The sequence below is a fragment of the Bradyrhizobium australafricanum genome (assembly GCF_020329495.1).
GTDB classification, from domain to species: Bacteria; Pseudomonadota; Alphaproteobacteria; order Rhizobiales; family Xanthobacteraceae; genus Bradyrhizobium; species Bradyrhizobium australafricanum.
Genome location: NZ_JAGKJL010000036.1, coordinates 28170 through 46136 on the forward strand (window position 1 = coordinate 28170; position 17967 = coordinate 46136).

The 17967-nt window shown below is 65.0% G+C and carries 16 protein-coding genes; 11 read left to right on the top strand and 5 right to left on the bottom strand.

The window, feature by feature from the left end; all coding sequences use genetic code 11:
* Positions 1–149: 149 nt before the first annotated feature.
* Together J6525_RS27970 and J6525_RS27975 are read left to right on the top strand one after the other, a co-directional pair.
* Positions 150–1043: a TauD/TfdA dioxygenase family protein gene (locus tag J6525_RS27970; protein WP_092120270.1), complete on the top strand. Its 894-nt coding sequence runs from the start codon at positions 150–152 to the stop codon at positions 1041–1043.
* A 112-nt stretch (positions 1044–1155) separates the two neighbouring features.
* Positions 1156–2496, top strand: coding sequence for a Rieske 2Fe-2S domain-containing protein (locus tag J6525_RS27975; protein ID WP_225647069.1), 1341 nt, complete (start codon positions 1156–1158; stop codon positions 2494–2496).
* Positions 2497–2843: 347 nt separating this feature from the next.
* On the opposite strand, the gene J6525_RS27980 is transcribed toward J6525_RS27975, so the two are convergent.
* Together J6525_RS27980 and J6525_RS27985 are read right to left on the bottom strand one after the other, a co-directional pair.
* Positions 2844–4451 (bottom strand): Na+/H+ antiporter, encoded by a 1608-nt coding sequence (locus J6525_RS27980; protein WP_225647070.1) that lies wholly within the window; start codon positions 4449–4451, stop codon positions 2844–2846.
* A gap of 108 nt (positions 4452–4559) precedes the next feature.
* Positions 4560–4934 (bottom strand): nuclear transport factor 2 family protein, encoded by a 375-nt coding sequence (locus tag J6525_RS27985; RefSeq protein ID WP_225647071.1) that lies wholly within the window; start codon positions 4932–4934, stop codon positions 4560–4562.
* 202 nt (positions 4935–5136) lie between these two features.
* Here J6525_RS27985 and J6525_RS27990 point away from each other — a divergent pair, with 202 nt between their 5' ends.
* Entirely contained in the window at positions 5137–5571 is a 435-nt protein-coding gene (locus J6525_RS27990; protein ID WP_225647072.1) for a GFA family protein, read from the top strand.
* 78 nt (positions 5572–5649) lie between these two features.
* Here the strand turns inward: J6525_RS27990 and J6525_RS27995 are convergent, their stop codons facing one another.
* On the bottom strand, positions 5650–6330 hold the full coding sequence (locus J6525_RS27995; protein WP_225647073.1) for a DUF1345 domain-containing protein: 681 nt from the start codon (positions 6328–6330) through the stop codon (positions 5650–5652).
* An 18-nt stretch (positions 6331–6348) separates the two neighbouring features.
* The gene (locus J6525_RS28000; RefSeq protein WP_057015582.1) at positions 6349–7269 is read right to left on the bottom strand and encodes a polyprenyl synthetase family protein; all 921 of its coding nucleotides are present in this window, start codon (positions 7267–7269) and stop codon (positions 6349–6351) included.
* 199 nt (positions 7270–7468) lie between these two features.
* Here J6525_RS28000 and mtgA point away from each other — a divergent pair, with 199 nt between their 5' ends.
* The 3 genes from mtgA to J6525_RS28015 all read left to right on the top strand — a co-directional run bounded on the left by mtgA (position 7469) and on the right by J6525_RS28015 (position 9269).
* A complete protein-coding gene (mtgA, locus tag J6525_RS28005; RefSeq protein WP_225647074.1) occupies positions 7469–8140 on the top strand; it encodes a monofunctional biosynthetic peptidoglycan transglycosylase in 672 nt (223 codons plus the stop codon).
* Between the two features lie 161 nt (positions 8141–8301).
* On the top strand, positions 8302–8487 hold the full coding sequence (gene rpmF, locus J6525_RS28010; protein WP_021077536.1) for a 50S ribosomal protein L32: 186 nt from the start codon (positions 8302–8304) through the stop codon (positions 8485–8487).
* Between the two features lie 143 nt (positions 8488–8630).
* Positions 8631–9269, top strand: a complete 639-nt coding sequence (locus J6525_RS28015; protein WP_057015581.1) for a hypothetical protein — start codon at positions 8631–8633, stop codon at positions 9267–9269.
* Between the two features lie 7 nt (positions 9270–9276).
* On the opposite strand, the gene J6525_RS28020 is transcribed toward J6525_RS28015, so the two are convergent.
* Positions 9277–9561 carry a hypothetical protein gene (locus J6525_RS28020; RefSeq protein ID WP_225647075.1) on the bottom strand — a complete coding sequence of 95 codons (285 nt, stop codon included), beginning with the start codon at positions 9559–9561 and terminating at the stop codon, positions 9277–9279.
* A 219-nt stretch (positions 9562–9780) separates the two neighbouring features.
* Between J6525_RS28020 and J6525_RS28025 the strand changes: the two genes are divergently transcribed.
* The 5 genes from J6525_RS28025 (at position 9781) to J6525_RS28045 (ending at position 17912) form a co-directional block, all read left to right on the top strand.
* Positions 9781–11472 (top strand): bifunctional diguanylate cyclase/phosphodiesterase, encoded by a 1692-nt coding sequence (locus J6525_RS28025; protein ID WP_225647076.1) that lies wholly within the window; start codon positions 9781–9783, stop codon positions 11470–11472.
* 204 nt (positions 11473–11676) lie between these two features.
* Positions 11677–12570 (top strand): ABC transporter substrate-binding protein, encoded by an 894-nt coding sequence (locus J6525_RS28030; protein ID WP_076824695.1) that lies wholly within the window; start codon positions 11677–11679, stop codon positions 12568–12570.
* 33 nt (positions 12571–12603) lie between these two features.
* Entirely contained in the window at positions 12604–14214 is a 1611-nt protein-coding gene (locus tag J6525_RS28035; RefSeq protein WP_225647077.1) for an amino acid ABC transporter permease/ATP-binding protein, read from the top strand.
* 40 nt (positions 14215–14254) lie between these two features.
* The gene (locus J6525_RS28040) at positions 14255–15496 is read left to right on the top strand and encodes an acetamidase/formamidase family protein (RefSeq protein WP_225647078.1); all 1242 of its coding nucleotides are present in this window, start codon (positions 14255–14257) and stop codon (positions 15494–15496) included.
* Positions 15497–15578: 82 nt separating this feature from the next.
* Positions 15579–17912 carry an acetamidase/formamidase family protein gene (locus J6525_RS28045; RefSeq protein ID WP_225647079.1) on the top strand — a complete coding sequence of 778 codons (2334 nt, stop codon included), beginning with the start codon at positions 15579–15581 and terminating at the stop codon, positions 17910–17912.
* Positions 17913–17967: the final 55 nt, after the last annotated feature.

The window sequence follows — 17967 nt, forward strand, 5'->3', positions numbered from 1 at the left end:
GCAAAACCCGATCCTGTGATGATGGGTCCCGGATCTGCGCTCCGCTTCGCTGCGCTTGTCCGGGACGACAGATATGTTTGAGGCGCAGATTGCGCTTCCGTCGATGCGCGTTACCATGCTCCCAATCAAGAATGATTGGGAGAACGCCCATGAGCTCGCTATCCGGCAAGCAGGGTCCGCGCTATCGCCACCTCGCCGACCAATCCGAGCCCTATGAGACCATCGGCGTCGAGAAGCTGACGCCGATCATCGGCGCGGAGATCTCCGGCGTCGATATCGGCAGGCTCGTTGGCGACGATGCGCGCTCCAACCGCCAGATGGACGAGATCCATCGCGCGCTCGCCGAAAACCTCGTCATCTTCTTCCGCGACCAGCACATCAGCCCCGACCAGCATCTCGCCTTCGGCCGCAAGTTCGGCGAGCTGCATGTGCACCCCGCCGCGCCCAATGAGGGCGATCCGGCGCTGATGAAGATCTACGCCGACAAGGATTCACCGCGCGCCAATGGCGAGGGCTGGCACACCGACGTGTCCTGCGACCTCGAGCCGCCGATGGGCTCGATCCTCTACATCAAGCAGTGCCCGCCGCGCGGCGGCGACACGCTGTTCGCCAACATGTACGCCGCCTATGAGGCGCTGTCGGACCGCATGAAGGCCTATCTCGACGGGCTGACCGCGCTGCATGACGGCGAGCAGACCTATCGCGGCCTGTATGCGAACTACGGCGTCGCCGACAAACGGGAATATCCCCGCGCCGAGCATCCGGTGGTCCGCACCCATCCGGTGACCGGCAAGAAATCACTCTACGTCAATCGCGGCTTCACCCGCTTCATCGTCGGCATCCCGCGCGACGAGAGCGACGCCATGCTGGCCTATCTCTACCAGCACGCCGAGAACCCGCTGTTCCAGTGCCGCTTCCGCTGGACCGAGAACGCGATCGCGTTCTGGGACAACCGCTGCGCCCAGCACCGCGCGATGTGGGATTACTGGCCGCACACCCGCTCCGGCACCCGCGTGACCGTGAAGGGAGAGCGGCCGGTGTGAGGAATTGCGTGGTGCGTAGGATGGGTAGAGCCAACGGGTCCGCGCAACGCGCGGCCCCGTTGGCTCCACCCATCCTACGAACTACAGCGAAAAATAAATCGGGAGACCGCCCATGCTTCGCGCCGAGGACAACAAATTCCTCACCGAATCCGGTGAGGGGACCGGCATGGGCGAGTTGCTGCGGCGGTTCTGGATTCCGGTGCTGCTGTCGGAGGAGCTGCCGGAACCGGACAGCGACCCGAAGAAGATCGTGGTGATGGGCGAGGAGCTGCTCGCCTTCCGCGACACGAGGGGCGTGGTCGCCGTCATCGACCAGTACTGCCCGCATCGCGGCGCCAATCTCTGGCTCGGCCGCAACGAGGAATGCGGCATCCGCTGTGTCTATCACGGCTGGAAGTTCGACACCGACGGCCGCTGCATCGACATGCCGACGTCGTATCCGGACCTCAACGCAAAGGACATGATCCGGATCAAGTCCTATCCGGTGCGTGAATGGGGCGACATGATCTGGGCCTATATGGGCCCGGCCGATCAGATGCCTGAACTGCCGGCGCTGGAGATGGCGCTGCTGCAGGCCTCGCACCGCTTCGTCACCAAGAAGTGGCAGGACTGCAACTGGGTGCAGGCGGTGGAAGGCTCGATCGACACCGCGCATTTCACCTTCGCGCATCTCTCCTTCGAGAAGGAGGAGAACGAGATCCTCGACATCAAGAAGCATTTCGTGAACCCGCTGACGCGGGTCGCGACCGATCACATGCGCTGGATCGCCGAGGATCCGCGCCCGGTGATCAAGATCAATCCGCATGAGGCCGGCCTCACGGTGGCGGGCGGACGGCTCACCGGCAGCGACAACATCTATTGGCGCATCGCCCAGTTTCTGATGCCGTTCCACAGCTACGTGCCGAGCTCGATGCCGGGCGAGAACATGTTCGGCCAGACCTTCGTGCCGGTCACCGACACCAATTGCTGGATCTACACCTATGCGTGGAATCCGCACCGGCCGCTGACCGATGCCGAGCGCGAAGGCTACGCCAACGGCAATGGCGTGATGGCTGTCGTCGACGAGAACTACGTGCCACTGCGCAACAAGGCCAACGACTATCTGATCGACCGCAAGCTGCAGCGGACCAAAAGCTACACCGGCATCAAGGGCGTCTCCGAGCAAGACGCCGCGGTGCAGGACAGCCAGGGCCCGATCGCCGACCGCACCCGCGAGCATCTCGGCCCGACCGATCTCGGCATCATGCATTTCCGCAAGCTCATGATGGAGGCGGCCCGCGCGCTGCAGAAGGGCGAGGCGCCGCCGCATGCTCAGCATCAGGACCGCTACACCGTGCGCTCCGGCGCCTGCGTCACCAGCAAGACCAAGGACCTCACCGCCGTCATGATCGAGCGGTTCGGCGATCCCGCCGGCTTCGTCGGCGGTCCCGGCCAGAACGCCGCGGCGGAGTAGGGCACCGTCGTCCCTGCGAAAGCACTAGCGTATATACATATCCTCCGCAGTCTTTCCGGAGTCTTCTCAAAGAGTTGGCCGAAAACCGCAGAGAACTTACTCATCTGCACTAGGGTTGCGCCCGCCGATTTCGGCTCTCGCCTAGTAGCTAACCCCTTGATGATGAGTCGGTTTTCTAGCCTCGAAGAGATGTGTAAATGCCCTAGTGCGAAAGCAGGGACCCATAACCACCGTTGGATATTATTGAGATGCGCTGTGGCCCCAACCTTCGCCAAACCAGCGACGGTAGTTATGGGTCCCGGCCTGCGCCGGGACGACGTGGGGAGGGATACCGCGCGCTACACGCGCTACAACGGCATCCTGCGATACTCGCGGTTGGCGAGGCTGGCTTCCTCGAGGTCGAGGTCGCGCTCGATCCGCCGCCTGGTCTCGTCGGTGATCTTGCCGTCGCGCAGCAGCATATGGATGAACTTGCGCTCGGAGGCGATCAGCTCCCGCGTCAGCTCGGTGCCGGTGGCGGAGACGTCGTGCGTGTCGGGATTGAGCGAGTCGGGCAGCTGGTTGATGCGGATCTCGTGCCGCGAGCGCAAGAGCTTGATGACCTCGTCGGAAAGCTCGCGGTCGTCGGTGATGGCATCGAGCGACTTCAGCGCGGCGTTCAGCGCCTCGCGCCGCGCCGCGATCTCCTGCTCGTGCTCGGCGATGTGCTCGCTGCGCCCGTCCCTGGCGAGGCCGAGCCAGCGCACCACCGGCGGCAAGGTGAGGCCGAGCCCGACCAGCGTCACGAAGATCACGCCGAAGGCGACGAACAGGATCAGGTCGCGATACGGGAAGGCGTCGCCGCTCGGCAATGTCAATGGCAGCGCCAGCGCCGCGGCGAGCGAGACCGCGCCGCGCACGCCGGTGAAGGCGACCACGAACACCGCCCGCCACGACGGCAGCGGATCGCGCTCGCTCACGCGGGCGCTGATCCAGCGCGGCAGATAGGTGCCGGGAAACACCCAGACGAAGCGCGCCACGATCACGATGACGGCGACCAGCACGGTCGCGGTGAGGATGTCGTGCAGCGGGAACGACTTCGACTTCTCGTACAGCGAGCGCATCTGGAAGCCGGTCAGGAGGAACAGCAGGCCCTCGATCAGATAGATGATCAGGTCCCAGAAGAAGATGCCCTGCAGGCGCGTCGCGGCCGAGATCAGCAGCGGTCCGTTCCAGCTCATGTAGAGGCCGCAGGCGACGGTCGCGATCACGCCGCTGCCGCCGAAATGCTCGGGGATCCAGTAGGCGAGATAGGGCGTGATCAGCGACAGCGTGATCTCGACCTGCGGATCCCTGGCGCGGCGGCGGGCGCGCAGGCTGAGCCAGCCGACCGCGGTGCCGAACGCGATCTCGCCGGCGACGATGACGAGGAAGGTGCCGGTCGCCTTCGGCAGCGAGAACAGCCCGGTGGTGATCGCGGCGAGCGCGAAGCGGTAGAGGATCAGCGCGGTCGCGTCATTGGCGAGCCCTTCGCCCTCGAGCACCACCAGGATGCGGCGGGGCATGCCGAGCCTGCGGGCGATCGCCAGCGGCGCGACCACGTCAGGCGGCGCGACGATGGCGCCGAGCAGGAAGCCGATGCTCCAGGGCAGGCCGATCAGATAATGGGTCGCGGCCGCGACCATGAAGGCGGTGAAGATCACGCAGCCGACCGACAGCAGGATGATCGGCCGCAGATTGGCCTTGAACTCGCGCCAGCTCATCGCGACGCTCGCCGAATAGATCAGCGGCGGCAGCACCACCAGCAGCACCAGCTCGGGCGGCAGTTCCAGCGACGGCATGCCCGGCACGAAGGCGAGCACGATGCCGACCAGCAGCAGCAGGATCGCGGGCGCGATATCGGTCCGCCGCGCCACCAGGGCGGTTCCCGCCAGCACGCCGAGCAAAGTGAGAAAAATCTGAAATTTGGCTTCCATAACGGGCTCAATTCGCCCGGAAACCGGTGCCAGTCAATGCGGTCCGGCCGGAGCCGGACCGCGGGGGGCGTGTCACAAAGCCGTCGCGGGCGCGCCGCGCCCGGTCGATCAATCCCTGAGGTCGTAGCGGTATGACTTCGAGACGATCTGCCAGCCGTCGGCGAGCTTCATCGCCACCAGATAGTCGGTGAAATAGCGCGGCGGCAGCTGGCAGCGCACCTTGATGAAGGCGGTGTTGTCGTCGGAGCGGTCGATGGTGACGATAAAATCCTCACGCGGCTTGCCTTCGGCCTTCGCCGAGGTGCGCTTGCGCACCATTGCAAGCCAGTCCGGCACGGTCAGCACCTTCAGCTCGCCCTTCTCCACCCAGCGCAAATCGGCGCTCGGATGAAAACCCTCGGCGAGCTTGTCGGCATTGCTCTCGTAGAGACCGTCGAAATAGGTTTGCACGACGCTTTCGACGCTGGATCGATCTTGGCTCATTGGTTGGTCCTCCCGGCAGGATTGGATCGGCTGGAGCGTTTTCGAGCGAAGCGGGTGCCGGTTCGCGTGAAGAAAACGCGTCAAAGCTCGAATCTGGAGCCCCCGTTCCGATTCAATTGGAACGGAAAGGGCTCTAGGATTTAGCCATGAACCGCCGGATTGCGCCATGGCCGGCGACAAAATTCTGCGTGAGGGATGAGTTGTGACCATATCTGCAAATTCGAACGAACATGTCCTGACCGGCGAATGCTTCTGCCGCGACGTGCGCTACGAGGTGGCCGACGCGTTTGCCTATGCGCTCAATTGTCACTGCTCGAACTGCCGGCGCACCACGGGATCGGCGTTCAAGCCGTTCGCGGGAATCGCGCGCGACAAATTCACCGTGGTCAGCGGCGCTGATGGGCTCCTGATTTATGGCGATGAGCTCACCCACGACGCGCATTGCAGCCGCTGCGGCTCGCTGCTCTATTCGCTGGTCCGTGACGGCGCCTATGTCCATGTTGCGATGGGCACGCTGCGCGATGCGCCGGCGATCCGGCCGACCGCCCACATCTTCGTCGGCTCCAAGGCGCCGTGGTACGCGATATCGGACGATCTGCCGCAATATCAGGAGCACGTGACGCAAGGCGGGGAATAAATTCGCGCGACGTCATCGGCGTGCTGCTTTTCGTCCTTGCCGACCGCCTTGCGCACGGCATCTCATCAGGCGGCGCGGCTAGATCGCGCTCGCGGCGATGTTCACCATCAGGGCGAGCAGCGCGGTGTTGAACACGAACGAGATGATGCCGTGCACGGTCGCGGTGCGGCGGATGATCTTGCCGGTGATGCCGACGTCGGAGACCTGCGCGGTCATGCCGATCACGAACGAGAAATAGACGAAGTCCCAGTAATCGGCGTCGACATGTTTCTCGCCGCTCGGAAACTGCAGGCCGCCGGGCGTCTTGCCGCGGTAATACTCATGGGCGTAGTGCAGTGCGAACGCGGTGTGCACCACGGCCCATGACAGCGTGATGGTGACGATTGCCAGCGCCAGTCCGGCCGGGCTGCCTTTGGATGCGCCGAGCTCGAACACGATGGCTGCGAGGCTCGCCAGCGCGCCGAACGCGGTCAGCAGCAGGATCAGGAAACGGCCGTCGTCCTGCAATATGGCGCTTCGTTTGATATGGGCGACGCCACAGCGCAGCATCATCACATAGGCAAGCACGAGATACAGCGCGGCGAAGGCATCCCAACCCGCGAGCAGGCGCGTGACGATGCGCGGTGCTCCCGGCACCAGCAGCGCAGCCAGGATGCCGAAAGCGATCGAGCCGAAGGTGCGCGGCCGGCCCACGACGACGCGGACCGGCAGCGGCAGCTTGCGGAAGCGAACAAGGCGGTCGTCGATCTCCCTGTTCATTTCGCGCGTTGCTCTCGGCTAGTTCTTGCGCTCGGCGACGAAGCGGGCGGCCGCCCGCAGCACCTCGCCGCGGTCGCCGAACACCGACAGCGCGGCGTCGGCACGCGCCAGGAGGTCGCGCACGCGCTGCTTGGCGCCATCGATGCCGAGCTGGGTGACGAACGTGGTCTTGCCGAGCGCGGCGTCAGCGCCGGCCGGCTTGCCGAGCGCGGCGGCGTCGCCCTCGACGTCGAGCAAATCGTCGGCGATCTGGAAGGCTTCACCGAGCGCTTTGCCGTAATCGTCGAGCGCCTGGTACTCCTTTTGCGAGGACTGGCCGAGGATCGCGCCGGCGATGCAGCCGAAACGGAGCAGCGCGCCGGTCTTCATCTGCTGCAGGCGCGCGACGTCGACCGGCTCGCGGTCGCCGAAGCGGCCTTCGCCGGCAAGGTCGAGGATCTGGCCGCCGGCCATGCCGCCGACGCCGGAGGCGCGCGCCAGCGCGCGGGTCAGGAGCAGGCGGACCTGGGCGTCCTTGTGGATCGCGTCGCGGGTGATGATGTCGAAGGCGATGGTGAGCAGCGCGTCGCCGGCGAGGATCGCGGTGGCGTCGTCATAGGCCTTGTGCAGGGTCGGGCGGCCGCGGCGCAGATCGGAATTGTCCATCGCCGGCAGATCGTCGTGGATCAGCGAGTAGCAGTGGATGCATTCCAGCGCGGCGCCGACCAGCAGCGCGGATTCGCGTGGGATGCCGAACACCGCCGCGCTCTCGACCGCGAGGAACGGCCGCAGCCGCTTGCCGCCGCCGAGGCTCGAATAGCGCATGGCCTCGATCAGCCGCTTCGGGCGCACGATTTCGTCGCTTTCGGTCGCGTCGGACAGCAGTTTGGCGAGCAGGGCTTCGGTATCCTCCGCGGTCTGGTCCAGCCGCTTAGAAAACTCTGCAGTACCGGTCGTCATTAAGAATTGCTCCAGATCGATTTTCGGCCGGACAATCGTTGATGGCATCGGCTTCGTCAATTCCCGCCCTGCGACGGAATGCGCCTTAAAAGTGCTGGAAAAACCGTGAATTATCCCGCAGACGTCGACGGCGCCGGCCGTGTTCTGGCGGGCGGGTCCCAAATCCTTCCTGGAATGGTCCTCCCCGGAAACCCCTGTTTTGCGCATCGTCCGAATTTTATTGCTGCTTTTGCTGGCCCTGCTGGTGCTGCCGTATCTGGTGGCGCCGTTCTACCGCACCGGCCATCCGGTTTCGGCGCTGATGGCGTGGCGGACCCTGCGCGGGGCCCCGGTGACGCGGCACTGGATCGATTTCGGCGCGATGTCGCCCTACCTGGCGCGGTCCGTGGTCGGCTCGGAGGATGCCCATTTCTGCAAGCATCGGGGCATCGACTGGGGCGCGCTGCGCGAGGTGCTCGACGACGCCGAGGATGGCGAGGTGGCCCGCGGCGGCTCGACCATCACCCAGCAGGTGGCCAAGAACCTGTTCCTGTGGTCCGGCCGCAGCGTGATCCGCAAGGGGCTGGAACTGCCGCTGGCGCTCTGGATCGATCTCGTGCTGCCCAAGCAGCGGATCCTGGAAATCTACCTCAATATCGCGGAAATGGGCCCGTCCGGCCAGTTCGGCGCCGAAGCCGGCGCCCAATATGCCTTCGGCCGGTCCGCCGGGGGGCTGTCAGCCCGCGAGGCCGCGCTTTTGGCCGCGATCCTGCCCAATCCGGTCAAAAGAAGCGCCCGGAACCCCGGCCCGGGGGTCCGCAGGCTGTCCGCCACCTATATGGTCCGGGCCAACTCCGTGACGCGCTGCTGGCGCGAAAATCGCGGCTCCTGAGGCCGATTTCGGACGCTTTTTGCTGTCTCCGGCCCTAGCTTTACGCAGTGCCTTCCTCTATAAGCGCGGCCTTACCGGCATCGCAGCTGGCGCTTTGAAGCGCTGTGCGCTCGTCCCCCATTTCGGACGATGCCTCCGCAACACCCCTAGAGGACACCGTCATGGCCGTTCCCAGAAGAAAAACCTCGCCATCGCGCCGTGGCATGCGCCGTTCGGCCGATGCGATCAAGACCCCGACCTATGTCGAGGACAAGGACTCCGGCGAACTGCGCCGTCCGCACCACCTCGACCTGAAGACCGGCATGTACAAGGGCCGCCAGGTCCTGAAGGCCAAGAAAGAGTCCTGATCGGACATTTGGCCTACGCGCCGCAGCCATGCGGCGCGGCGCCTGAATTCGGTCAACGAGTGCGGCCAAGACGGGCGCGTCCGCGGCGAGGCCAATGAGCATCGCCGCATTGCTGGTTCTCCCTGAATAAGGCGCAAGCCCCGATGGTCGGTTTTCCGCTGCTGCTCGTTCCGCTCGCGGTCTACAACATCATCGCTTTCCTGATGCCCGGCGTGTCGTTCACGGACCCGCTGATCAGGCTGACATTGCTGTCGGGCGAGCAGTGGCAGATCACGCTCAGCGACATGCTGCTCGCGGCCGCCGTGCTGCTGTTGCTGCTCGAGGTCATCAAGGGCGCGCGCCCCGGCGCGAAATATCTCACCGACCATCTGCTGTCGCTGATCGTGTTCGGCGCCGCCGCTGCCGAATTCGTGCTCTGGCCGAAATTCGGCAACTCGACCTATGGCCTCCTCACGCTGCTGGCGCTGGTCGATTTCATTTCCGGAATTGCGCTGCGAACCCGCCGCCGTGCGGTGGTCGCACCGGCGCCCAGCGCCGGCAGGGCGCACCCTGCGGCAGCTGAGGCACCGCAGCCTGCACCCGTAGCGGAGCCGGCGCCCCGGCCTGAGCCCGCGCCTGTCGCCGCACCGGCGCCTGCCGCGCCGCCTCCGGCCGCACCGGTCCCCTCGGCGACGTCGGTTGCGGAATCCGTGCTGCTCGATCAGTCCGCGCCAAAGCCGACCGTGACCTCGCCGGATTTGCAGCCGGGCGGCCATCCGCCGTCGGACGCGCCGCAGCGCTGATATTTTCCTAGATGATCTGCCGGGTCCGCCGCGCCACGCTGCGGCGTTCGTCGACATGCGGGCCGTAAGCGCTCTGCGCGTCGGCCAATGACCCACGTCGCTGCCCGCGCGTCTGCGGTTCGTGTGCGGCGGTCGCGATCAGATGAGCCACAAACGACGGATCGGCATGCGGCAGCGGGATCTTGGGCGCCCAATGGGTGGTCGCGGCCAGCGGCACCAGCGCCGTGCCGGCCGCCGCAGCATCGCTGGTGCACTCACCGTCGAGGATTTCCGATTGATCGATATCCGGCATCGTCTGCGACCCGTTGGAGCGTCATAGTTTGGGACGTTGCGTCCCTCCGCAACACCCCCGTGGCAAGGGTCATGCCCGCCGTCCCCAGTTCGTTCCCGGACAGTCGGAAACGTGGTTTCCAGATTATTTATCAACTTCACCTAGCGTTGGATTCGCCGGAACCACTATCTTGAGAGCGTGTAGAATCACCGGGCGCCGTCCCAAATCGAGGCATGTTCGATGCCCCCTGTCCCGCCAGCTGCCAGCATCCTCGCCTCGCTCGGCCAAGCGACATTCGCCTGGGACCTGGCGAGCGATGCGATTGCCTGGAGCGACAATGTGGCGGCGGTCTTCCCGGATATCCCGGTCGCGGCGCTGGCGAGCGGCGCCGAGCTTGCCAAGCTGATCGAGCCGTCGCGCTCGGTTCGCACAGATGCGCTGGGCGCGCCGGCGCCGGTACGCGGCGGGGAGGGCGTTCCCTACCGGATCGAATATGGCGTGCGGGCCGTCACGTCAGCGCCGGTGATCTGGATCGAGGAGACCGGCTGCTGGTTTGCCGGCGCCGACGGCAGGCCGGCGCGCGTGCAGGGCGTCGTCCGCATCAACAATGAGCGGCATGCCCGCGACGAGCAGCTGTTGAAGCTGTCGCGGCACGATCCGCTGACCAACGAGCTCAACCGCACTCATCTGATTGCCTCGCTCGCCGAAACGATGGAGGAGTGCGCGCGCTTCCGCAGCTCCTGCGCCTTCATGCTGATCGGCATCGATCATCTGGCGCGGGTCAACGATGCCTTCGGCTTCGATGTCGCGGACGCCGTCATCGCCGAGGTCGCGAAGCGGATTCGTGCGCGGCTGCGCAGCGGCGACATGCTCGGCCGCTTCTCCGGCAACAAGTTCGGCCTGATCCTGCGCAACTGCACCGTCGACGATACCAATGTCGCGGCCGAGCGCTTCCTCGCCGCGGTTCGCGACGAGGTGGTGCCGACCAAGTCCGGCCCGGTGTCGGTGACGGTGTCGATCGGCGCGGTCACCATTCCGCGCCATGCGAGGTCGGCGGAGGAGGCGGTCAATCGCGCCCAGGAGACGCTGGACGCGGCCAAGAGCCGCCGCGCCGGATCGTTCGCGCTGTGGAAGCCGAATGTCGAGCGCGACGCCCAGCGCCGCGTCAACATCCGCGTCACCGACGAGATCGTCACCGCGCTGAACGAGCGCCGCATCGTGATCGGCTTCGAGCCCGTGGTCGATGCGCGCCTGCGGCAGCCGGCGTTCTACGAGTGCCTGGTCCGGATGGAGCAGGACGACGGCCGCGCGCTGCTCGCGCCCGATATCGTGCCGGTCGCCGAGCGGCTCGGCCTGATCCGGCTGGTCGATCACCGCGTGCTGGAGCTCGCCATCGCCGAGCTCGCCGCCGCTCCCGGCGTACAGCTCAGCCTCAACATCTCGCCCGACACCACGATGGATCCGGACTGGTGGGCCACCATCGAATCCTTGATGCGCGCGCATCCCGGCGTCGGCGAGCGGCTGATCGTCGAGATCACCGAAACGGTCGCGATCCAGGACATCGACGACGTGCGCGGCTTTGTCACGCGCCTGAAGAACTTCGGCAGCCGGATCGCGATCGACGATTTCGGCGCCGGCTACACCTCGTTCCGCAATTTGCGCAAGCTCGGCGTCGACATCGTGAAAATCGACGGCGCCTTCGTGCAGAACATCGTGCGTTCGGCCGACGACCGCGCCTTCGTGCAGACGCTGATCGATCTCGCGCGCCGCCTCGAGATCAAGACGGTCGCCGAATGGGTGCAGGACGAGGAAGCCGCCGTGATGCTGCGCGAATGGGGCTGCGACTTCATCCAGGGCCGCCTGATCGGCCTCGCCTCGCCGGACCGCCCGTGGAACGCGTCGGCGGAGAAGCCCGTGCCCGCCACGGGCTGAAGCGGCCATAGGCCGTTTCACAATATCGGTCGTGATACCCGCCAAAGGGATTGCTCAAAATATGAGCGCGTCCTGCCCAAGGTTTGGCGGGAGTTCATCCAATTAATTGTGCGTCCCTAGACAAGTTTTCCGCCGGAGACCGCCGTTTACTTCTTCGAGGTTTGGACCGTGGCTTGCGCCATGACAACGTCGAAAGAGGATCGAATGGTCACGTTATCTTTTCCGCGCGCGTACAAACTCATGCATATCGCAGCGTTAGGGGCATTGCTCGTTGTGGGCGTCGGTGCTCCAACCGACGCCAGGGCAGCTGCGCCGGCCGCCTGTGCGGAGCTGCAGGCAAAGTATCCGGACTGGAAGGGCAAGACCCTCGTCAACGCAATCAATCCGCATACGCCGGGCTACGAGTCGATCGATCCGAAGGATCCGAGCAAATATGTCGGCTTCGATATCGATCTCGGCGAGCAGATCGGCGAATGCCTCGGCTTCAAGCTGACCTACAAGGCGGTGACCTTCGCCGCACTCCTGACCACGCTGTCCAGTGGTCAGGCCGACATTGTGATCTCCGACATCTACGCCACGGAAGAGCGTGCCAAGGCGGCCGACTTCATCACCTATTCGAAGGTGTTCGACGGCGTATTGGTCGCCAAAGGCAATCCGAAAAAGATCTCCGGCATCAACACCTCGATGTGCGGTGCGGCAGCGGCCGAGAACACAGGCTACGTTGAAGTTCCGCTGATCCAGGCGCTCGTGCCGGAGTGCAAGAAGGAGGGCAAGCCTGAGCCGACCATTCAGCTCTACGACAACAACGCCAACTGCATCCAGGCGATCCTGGCCGGACGCGCCGACACCTATGTCAACGACGTCAACACCGTCGACAATGCGGTGAAGGCCTATCCGGACAAGCTCGAAAAAGCTATCGCGGTGACGATCCCGTACAAGGTCGGCATCGGCGTGCCCAAGGACAAGCCGGCCTTCCGCGATGCCGTGAAGGCGGCGCTGACCGAGATCTACAAATCGGGCGATCAGCTCGCGTTGCTGAAGAAGTGGAATCTCGATCCGGAGAACCTGATCGAGCCCGGTCTGCTGACGGTCAAGTAGGCCCCGGCACCGGCAAAAAGGACGACATGCTCCATGGAGCTGTTCCTCCACTATTTGACCATGCCGTATATGATCGAGGGCATTCAGGCGACCTTGCAGGTCACCGCCCTCGGTCTGCTCGGCGGCCTGATCCTCGGTGTAATCCTGGCGTGGATGCAACTCAGCCGCTTCAAGGCGCTGGCGTCCTTCGCCCGGGTCTACACCGTGATCTTTCGCGGCACGCCGCTGATCCTGCAGATGGTGTTCGCCTATAATGCCCTGCCGCAGATCGGCATCAAGCTACCGGCCATTCTCGCCGCCGGCCTCGCGCTGGCCTGCAACGAAGCTCCGTTCATCGCCGAGATGCTGCGCTCCGGCGTGCTCGGCGTCGATCGCGGCCAGGTGCTGGCCGGGCAGGCGCTCGGCATGACGCCCGGCGTCCTGATGCGCCGGATCATCGCCCCGCAGGCGATCCGCTCGATGATCCCCGCTTTCGGCAACGAGACCGTCAGCGCGCTGAAGAATTCCTCGCTGGCGTCGGTGATCGCCGTGCAGGAGCTGACGTTGCGTTCGACCCAGATGGCGTCGGCAACCTTCGATTTCTTCTCGATCTTCTTCGCCTCGGGCCTGATCTATCTGTTCCTTACCGCGGCGATCGCCGGCATTCAGCTGTTCCTCGAATGGCTGTTCGATCTCGACCGCGCATCGAAGCAGATCAAACTGATGCGGATGATGCCGTGGTATCGCGCGCAGGGACTCGATGATCCGCTGACTGCGGCCGAGGACGCGCCGCCCGAGATCTTGCCCGATGCCGGTGTCGCCGAATTGCCGCCGCCGCGGGCGCAGACCGAGCGTGTCGATCGCGCCAAACGCAACGAGATCCTGAAGCGGAACAATGTGGCGGTCGATGTTGCCGCATTGCGCAAAAGCTATGACAAGCAAATGGTGCTCGCCGGCGTCGATCTCACGGTGCGGATCGGCGAGGTGGTCGCGCTGCTCGGGCCGTCCGGCTCCGGCAAGAGCACGCTGCTCCGCTGCATCAACAATCTCGAACTCTGGAACGACGGCAGCATCAAGGTCGGCGGTCGCCGGCTCGGCTTCAGCGATAGCGGCAAGGCGCTGTCGCCGCGACTGTTGGCGCAGGCGCGCGCCGAGGTCGGTGTCGGTATGGTGTTCCAGCAGTTCAACCTGTTCGGTCACCTCACCGCGAAGGAGAACATCGCCGGGCCGCTGCGCTGGGTGCATGGCGTGTCGCGCATCGATGCGGATCGCCGGGCGACCGAACTGCTCGGGCGCGTCGGCCTCAGCCACCGCGCCGATGCGCTGCCGCGGCATCTCTCCGGTGGCCAGCAGCAGCGCGTCGCCATCGCCCGTGCGATCGCGCCGAATCCCAGCGTGCTGTTGCTGGATGAGCCGACCTCAGCGCTCGATCCCGAACTCGTCAATGAGGTCCTTGAAGTGATCCGTCGCCTCGCGGTGGAAGACGGCCTCACCATGATCATCTCAACCCATCAACTGCGCTTCGCCAGTGAAGTCGCTGATCGCGTGGTGCTGCTGGCGGATGGCGCGATCGTCGAGGAAGGCCCGGCCGACGAGGTGCTGAGCAATCCGCGCAATCCGGTCGCGCAGCGTTTCCTCAATGCCATGGAGGCCGAGGTCGCATGAATAGAACCCGTTCCGTTTCCATCCGCGTGAGGACCCCTGCGTGAAACATCATCTGCTGCCGGTATCTGCGAAGACTGTGCATTGGGGCTATTTCAGCAAGGTCGTGGCGCCGGCATTGACGCTGAAGTCCGGCGACCGCGCGACCATCGAGACGCTGACGCATCACGCCAATGACGATTACGAGCGCATGATCGAGGGCGATCCGGGTGCCGAGAGCGTGTTCAAATGGACGCGCGAGCACAAGGCGGTGGTGCGGCGCGGTTCGGGGCCCATCGAAGGGCCGTTCATCCGCGGCTCCGGCGAAGGCGTCGGCGTGCACCTGCTCACCGGTCCTGTGGCGATCGAAGGCGCCGAGCCGGGCGACGTGCTGGAAGTTCGCATTCTCGACGTGCGACCGAGGCCGGCCTGCAAGGCCTGCCATGCCGGCAAATGCTTCGGCTCCAACGTCGCGGCCAATTGGGGTTTTCACTATCACGACCTGATCGAAGAGCCGAAGCCGCGCGAAGTGGTGACGATCTTCGAGCTCGACGCGTCGGGTGAGCCTTTCGCCAAAGCGGTCTACAATTATGTCTGGACGCCGCAGACCGATCCTGATGGCATCGTGCACCCGACCATCGATTATCCCGGCGTCCGCGTCGATCACGCCACCGTCGTCAAGCGCGAGAATGTTCTGAGCAATGTCCGTGTGCCCGCGCGGCTGCATTTTGGCACCATGGGCCTCGCGCCGTCGGAGCAGGATTTCGTCTCCTCGATCCCGCCGAGCTATACTGGCGGCAACATCGACGACTGGCGCGTCGGCAAGGGTGCCAAGATGTTCTATCCGGTTGCGGTGCCCGGTGCGTTCTTTTCGGTCGGTGATCCGCATGCCGCACAGGGCGACAGCGAGCTCGGCGGCACGGCGATCGAGACCTCGCTCACCGGCGATTTCGAATTCATCCTGCACAAGCATCGCGATCTCGGCGGCACACAGCTCGAAGGACTGACGCATCCGATGCTGGAAACCCCTGACGCCTGGTCGGTCTACGGCTTCACCTACCCGAACTATCTCGCCGAGCTCGGCGCCAATGCGCAGCTCGAAATCGCCAATCACTCCAGCCTCGACCGCGCCATGCGCGACGCCTTTCGCAAGATGCGGCGCTTCCTGATGACGGTGCACAAGCTCAGCGAGGACGAGGCGATCTCGCTGATGTCGGTGGGGGCAGATTTTGGCGTGACGCAGGTGGTCGACGCCAATTGGGGCGTGCACGGGACCATCCGCAAGAACGTGTTCCGGTGTGACTGATCACGCGCCGGCCACTGGGCAGGACGTGTCATCCTTGGGGATGGCACGGAGATTGCTTCGCTTCGGCCATAAAGGTCGATGCATGAGGTTGCGTCCGTTCACGAGTGAATCCTACTCCGAAGGCGACCGCCCCGAGGCGTGGCGGGACGTCCTGGCGTCGGTCGGCTTGCAGCCCACGGTCGCCACGAGCACCCATGCCGGCCATGCCATCGCGGTGCGGCGCAGCTTTCAGGGCGTGACGCTGGCCAGGCTTTCGGCAGGGCCACAATCGGTGTCGCCGCGCACGGATGCTGTGGCCGATCATCCGCTGGTGCTGCTGCCGCTCGAAGACGGGGTGGCGCTGAAGACGACCACCGGTTATCAGATCGTTGCTGCGCGGCATCTTCTCTTGCTGCCACGCGCAGGGGACTGGAGCGTGTCGTTCCAGCGCGAGATGCGCGCGGTAGTGCTGTCGGTGACGTCCGAACCGGCTCATCGCCATCGCGCCACGTTGCAAGGCGGCGAGGTGCGGGTGCTCCAGCCCGGCGGCTTTGGCAGCGTATTCGCGCAGATGATGGAGCTCGCCGCGCGCGATCTCGACGCGCTGTCCGATGTCGAATGGACGGCGCTGGCGCGAAGTCTCGCCGATCTGCTGCCGACCTTCATGCGTCAGCACGGCGAGACGGCGGGCGATCGCGGCGGCGGCGCTTCCAAGGCAGCGACGCTGCATCGCCTGTGCCAGACCGTCGAACGCAGCCTCGAGGAACCCGATCTGACGCCGGTCAAAATCGCCAGTGCCGAGGGCATTTCTGAACGCTATCTGCAAAAGCTGTTCGAGGGGGCCGGCACCAGTTTCACGCATTACCTGCGCGAACGTCGGCTGCAGCGCAGCTGGGCCGATCTGTCGAATCCCGCCGAGGCGCATCGTTCGATTTCCGAGATCGCGTTCCGTGTCGGCTTCAACGACTCTGCCCATTTCAGCCGCGCGTTTCGCCAGCGCTTCGGTCTGTCGCCGCGCGAATTCCGCCAGCATGAAGCCGAGCGGCAGACCGCATCCGCGGCCACGGTGCAACGCGGCTGGCCTCAACAGGCGCTGGCGCAGCTGTGCAGCCGGCGCGCAGCGCTGGCGCGCAGGACGGCTGCGCCGTTCAACGCGCACGACGTGGAGATCGCGGACGCGCCGCGCCATCACCATCTCGCCGCGGATGCCTCGCGCGTGCATTGGGGCTATTTCAGCCATTCGTTGCCGCCGCAGGTCGAGATCGGCTCCGGCGACACCATCACCATTGAGACGCTGACCCAGCACGCCTCCGACGATCCCGAGCGCATGATCAAGGGTGATCCAGGCGCGGAGAGCGTGTTCCACTGGACGCGCGATCGGAAGAACGTCGATCGCCGCGGCGCCGGCCCGCTCGATGCCTCGATCTACGGCCGCGGCGCCGGCGAGGGATTCGGCGTTCACATTTGCACCGGGCCGGTGGCCGTGAAGGACGCGGAGCCAGGGGACGTACTGGAAATCCGCATCCTCGACATCGCGCCGCGCGCGAGCCGCAATCCGGACTTCGAGGGCCGCGTGTTCGGCAGCAGCGTCGCGGCCTGGTGGGGCTATCACTACAAGGAGTTCCTTGCCGAGCAGAACGCCCATGAGGCGGTGACGATCTACGAGATCGTCGACGACGATGACGCGCCGCATGCCCGTGCGCTGTATTCCTATCGCTGGGAGCCGCAGACCGATCCGTTCGGGACGCTGCACAAGACTTACGACTATCCGGGCATTCCGATCCCGCCGTCATCGGTGCGGCGCCGCCACGACGTGCTCGACGGCATCCGCATTCCGCTGCGCCCGCATTTCGGAGTCATCGCGCTTGCGCCGCGCGAGGCCGAGCTTGTCGATTCCGTCCCGCCCGCATATTTCGGCGGCAATCTCGACAATTGGCGGCTCGGCAAGGGCTCGACGGTCTATCTGCCGGTGTCGGTGCCGGGCGCGCTATTGTCGGTCGGCGATCCCCATGCTGCGCAGGGCGACGGCGAACTCGGTGGCACCGCCATCGAATGTTCGATGACCGGCACGTTCCAGGTCATCCTGCACAAGAAGAACGAGCTTACCAATCAGCCCTTCGCCGATCTTACCTATCCGCTGATCGAGACTGAAGCCGACTGGGTGCTGATGGGCTTCAGTCATCCCAACTATCTCGCCGAATTCGGCGCCAAGGGGCAGAGCGAGGTTTACGCGACCTCGTCGCTCGATCTCGCGATGAAGGATGCGTTCCGCAAGATGCGGCGCTTCCTGATGAACATCAAAGGCCTCACCGAGGACGAGGCGATCGCGCTGATGTCGGTGGCGGTGGATTTCGGCGTGACGCAGGTGGTGGACGGCAATTGGGGCGTCCATGCCATTCTCAGCAAGCGCGTCTTCGATCACGCGCCGCAAAACTAGAGCATGAAAGATCGTGCTCGAACAAAGACATGAGATCATGATGCGATTCCGTAGA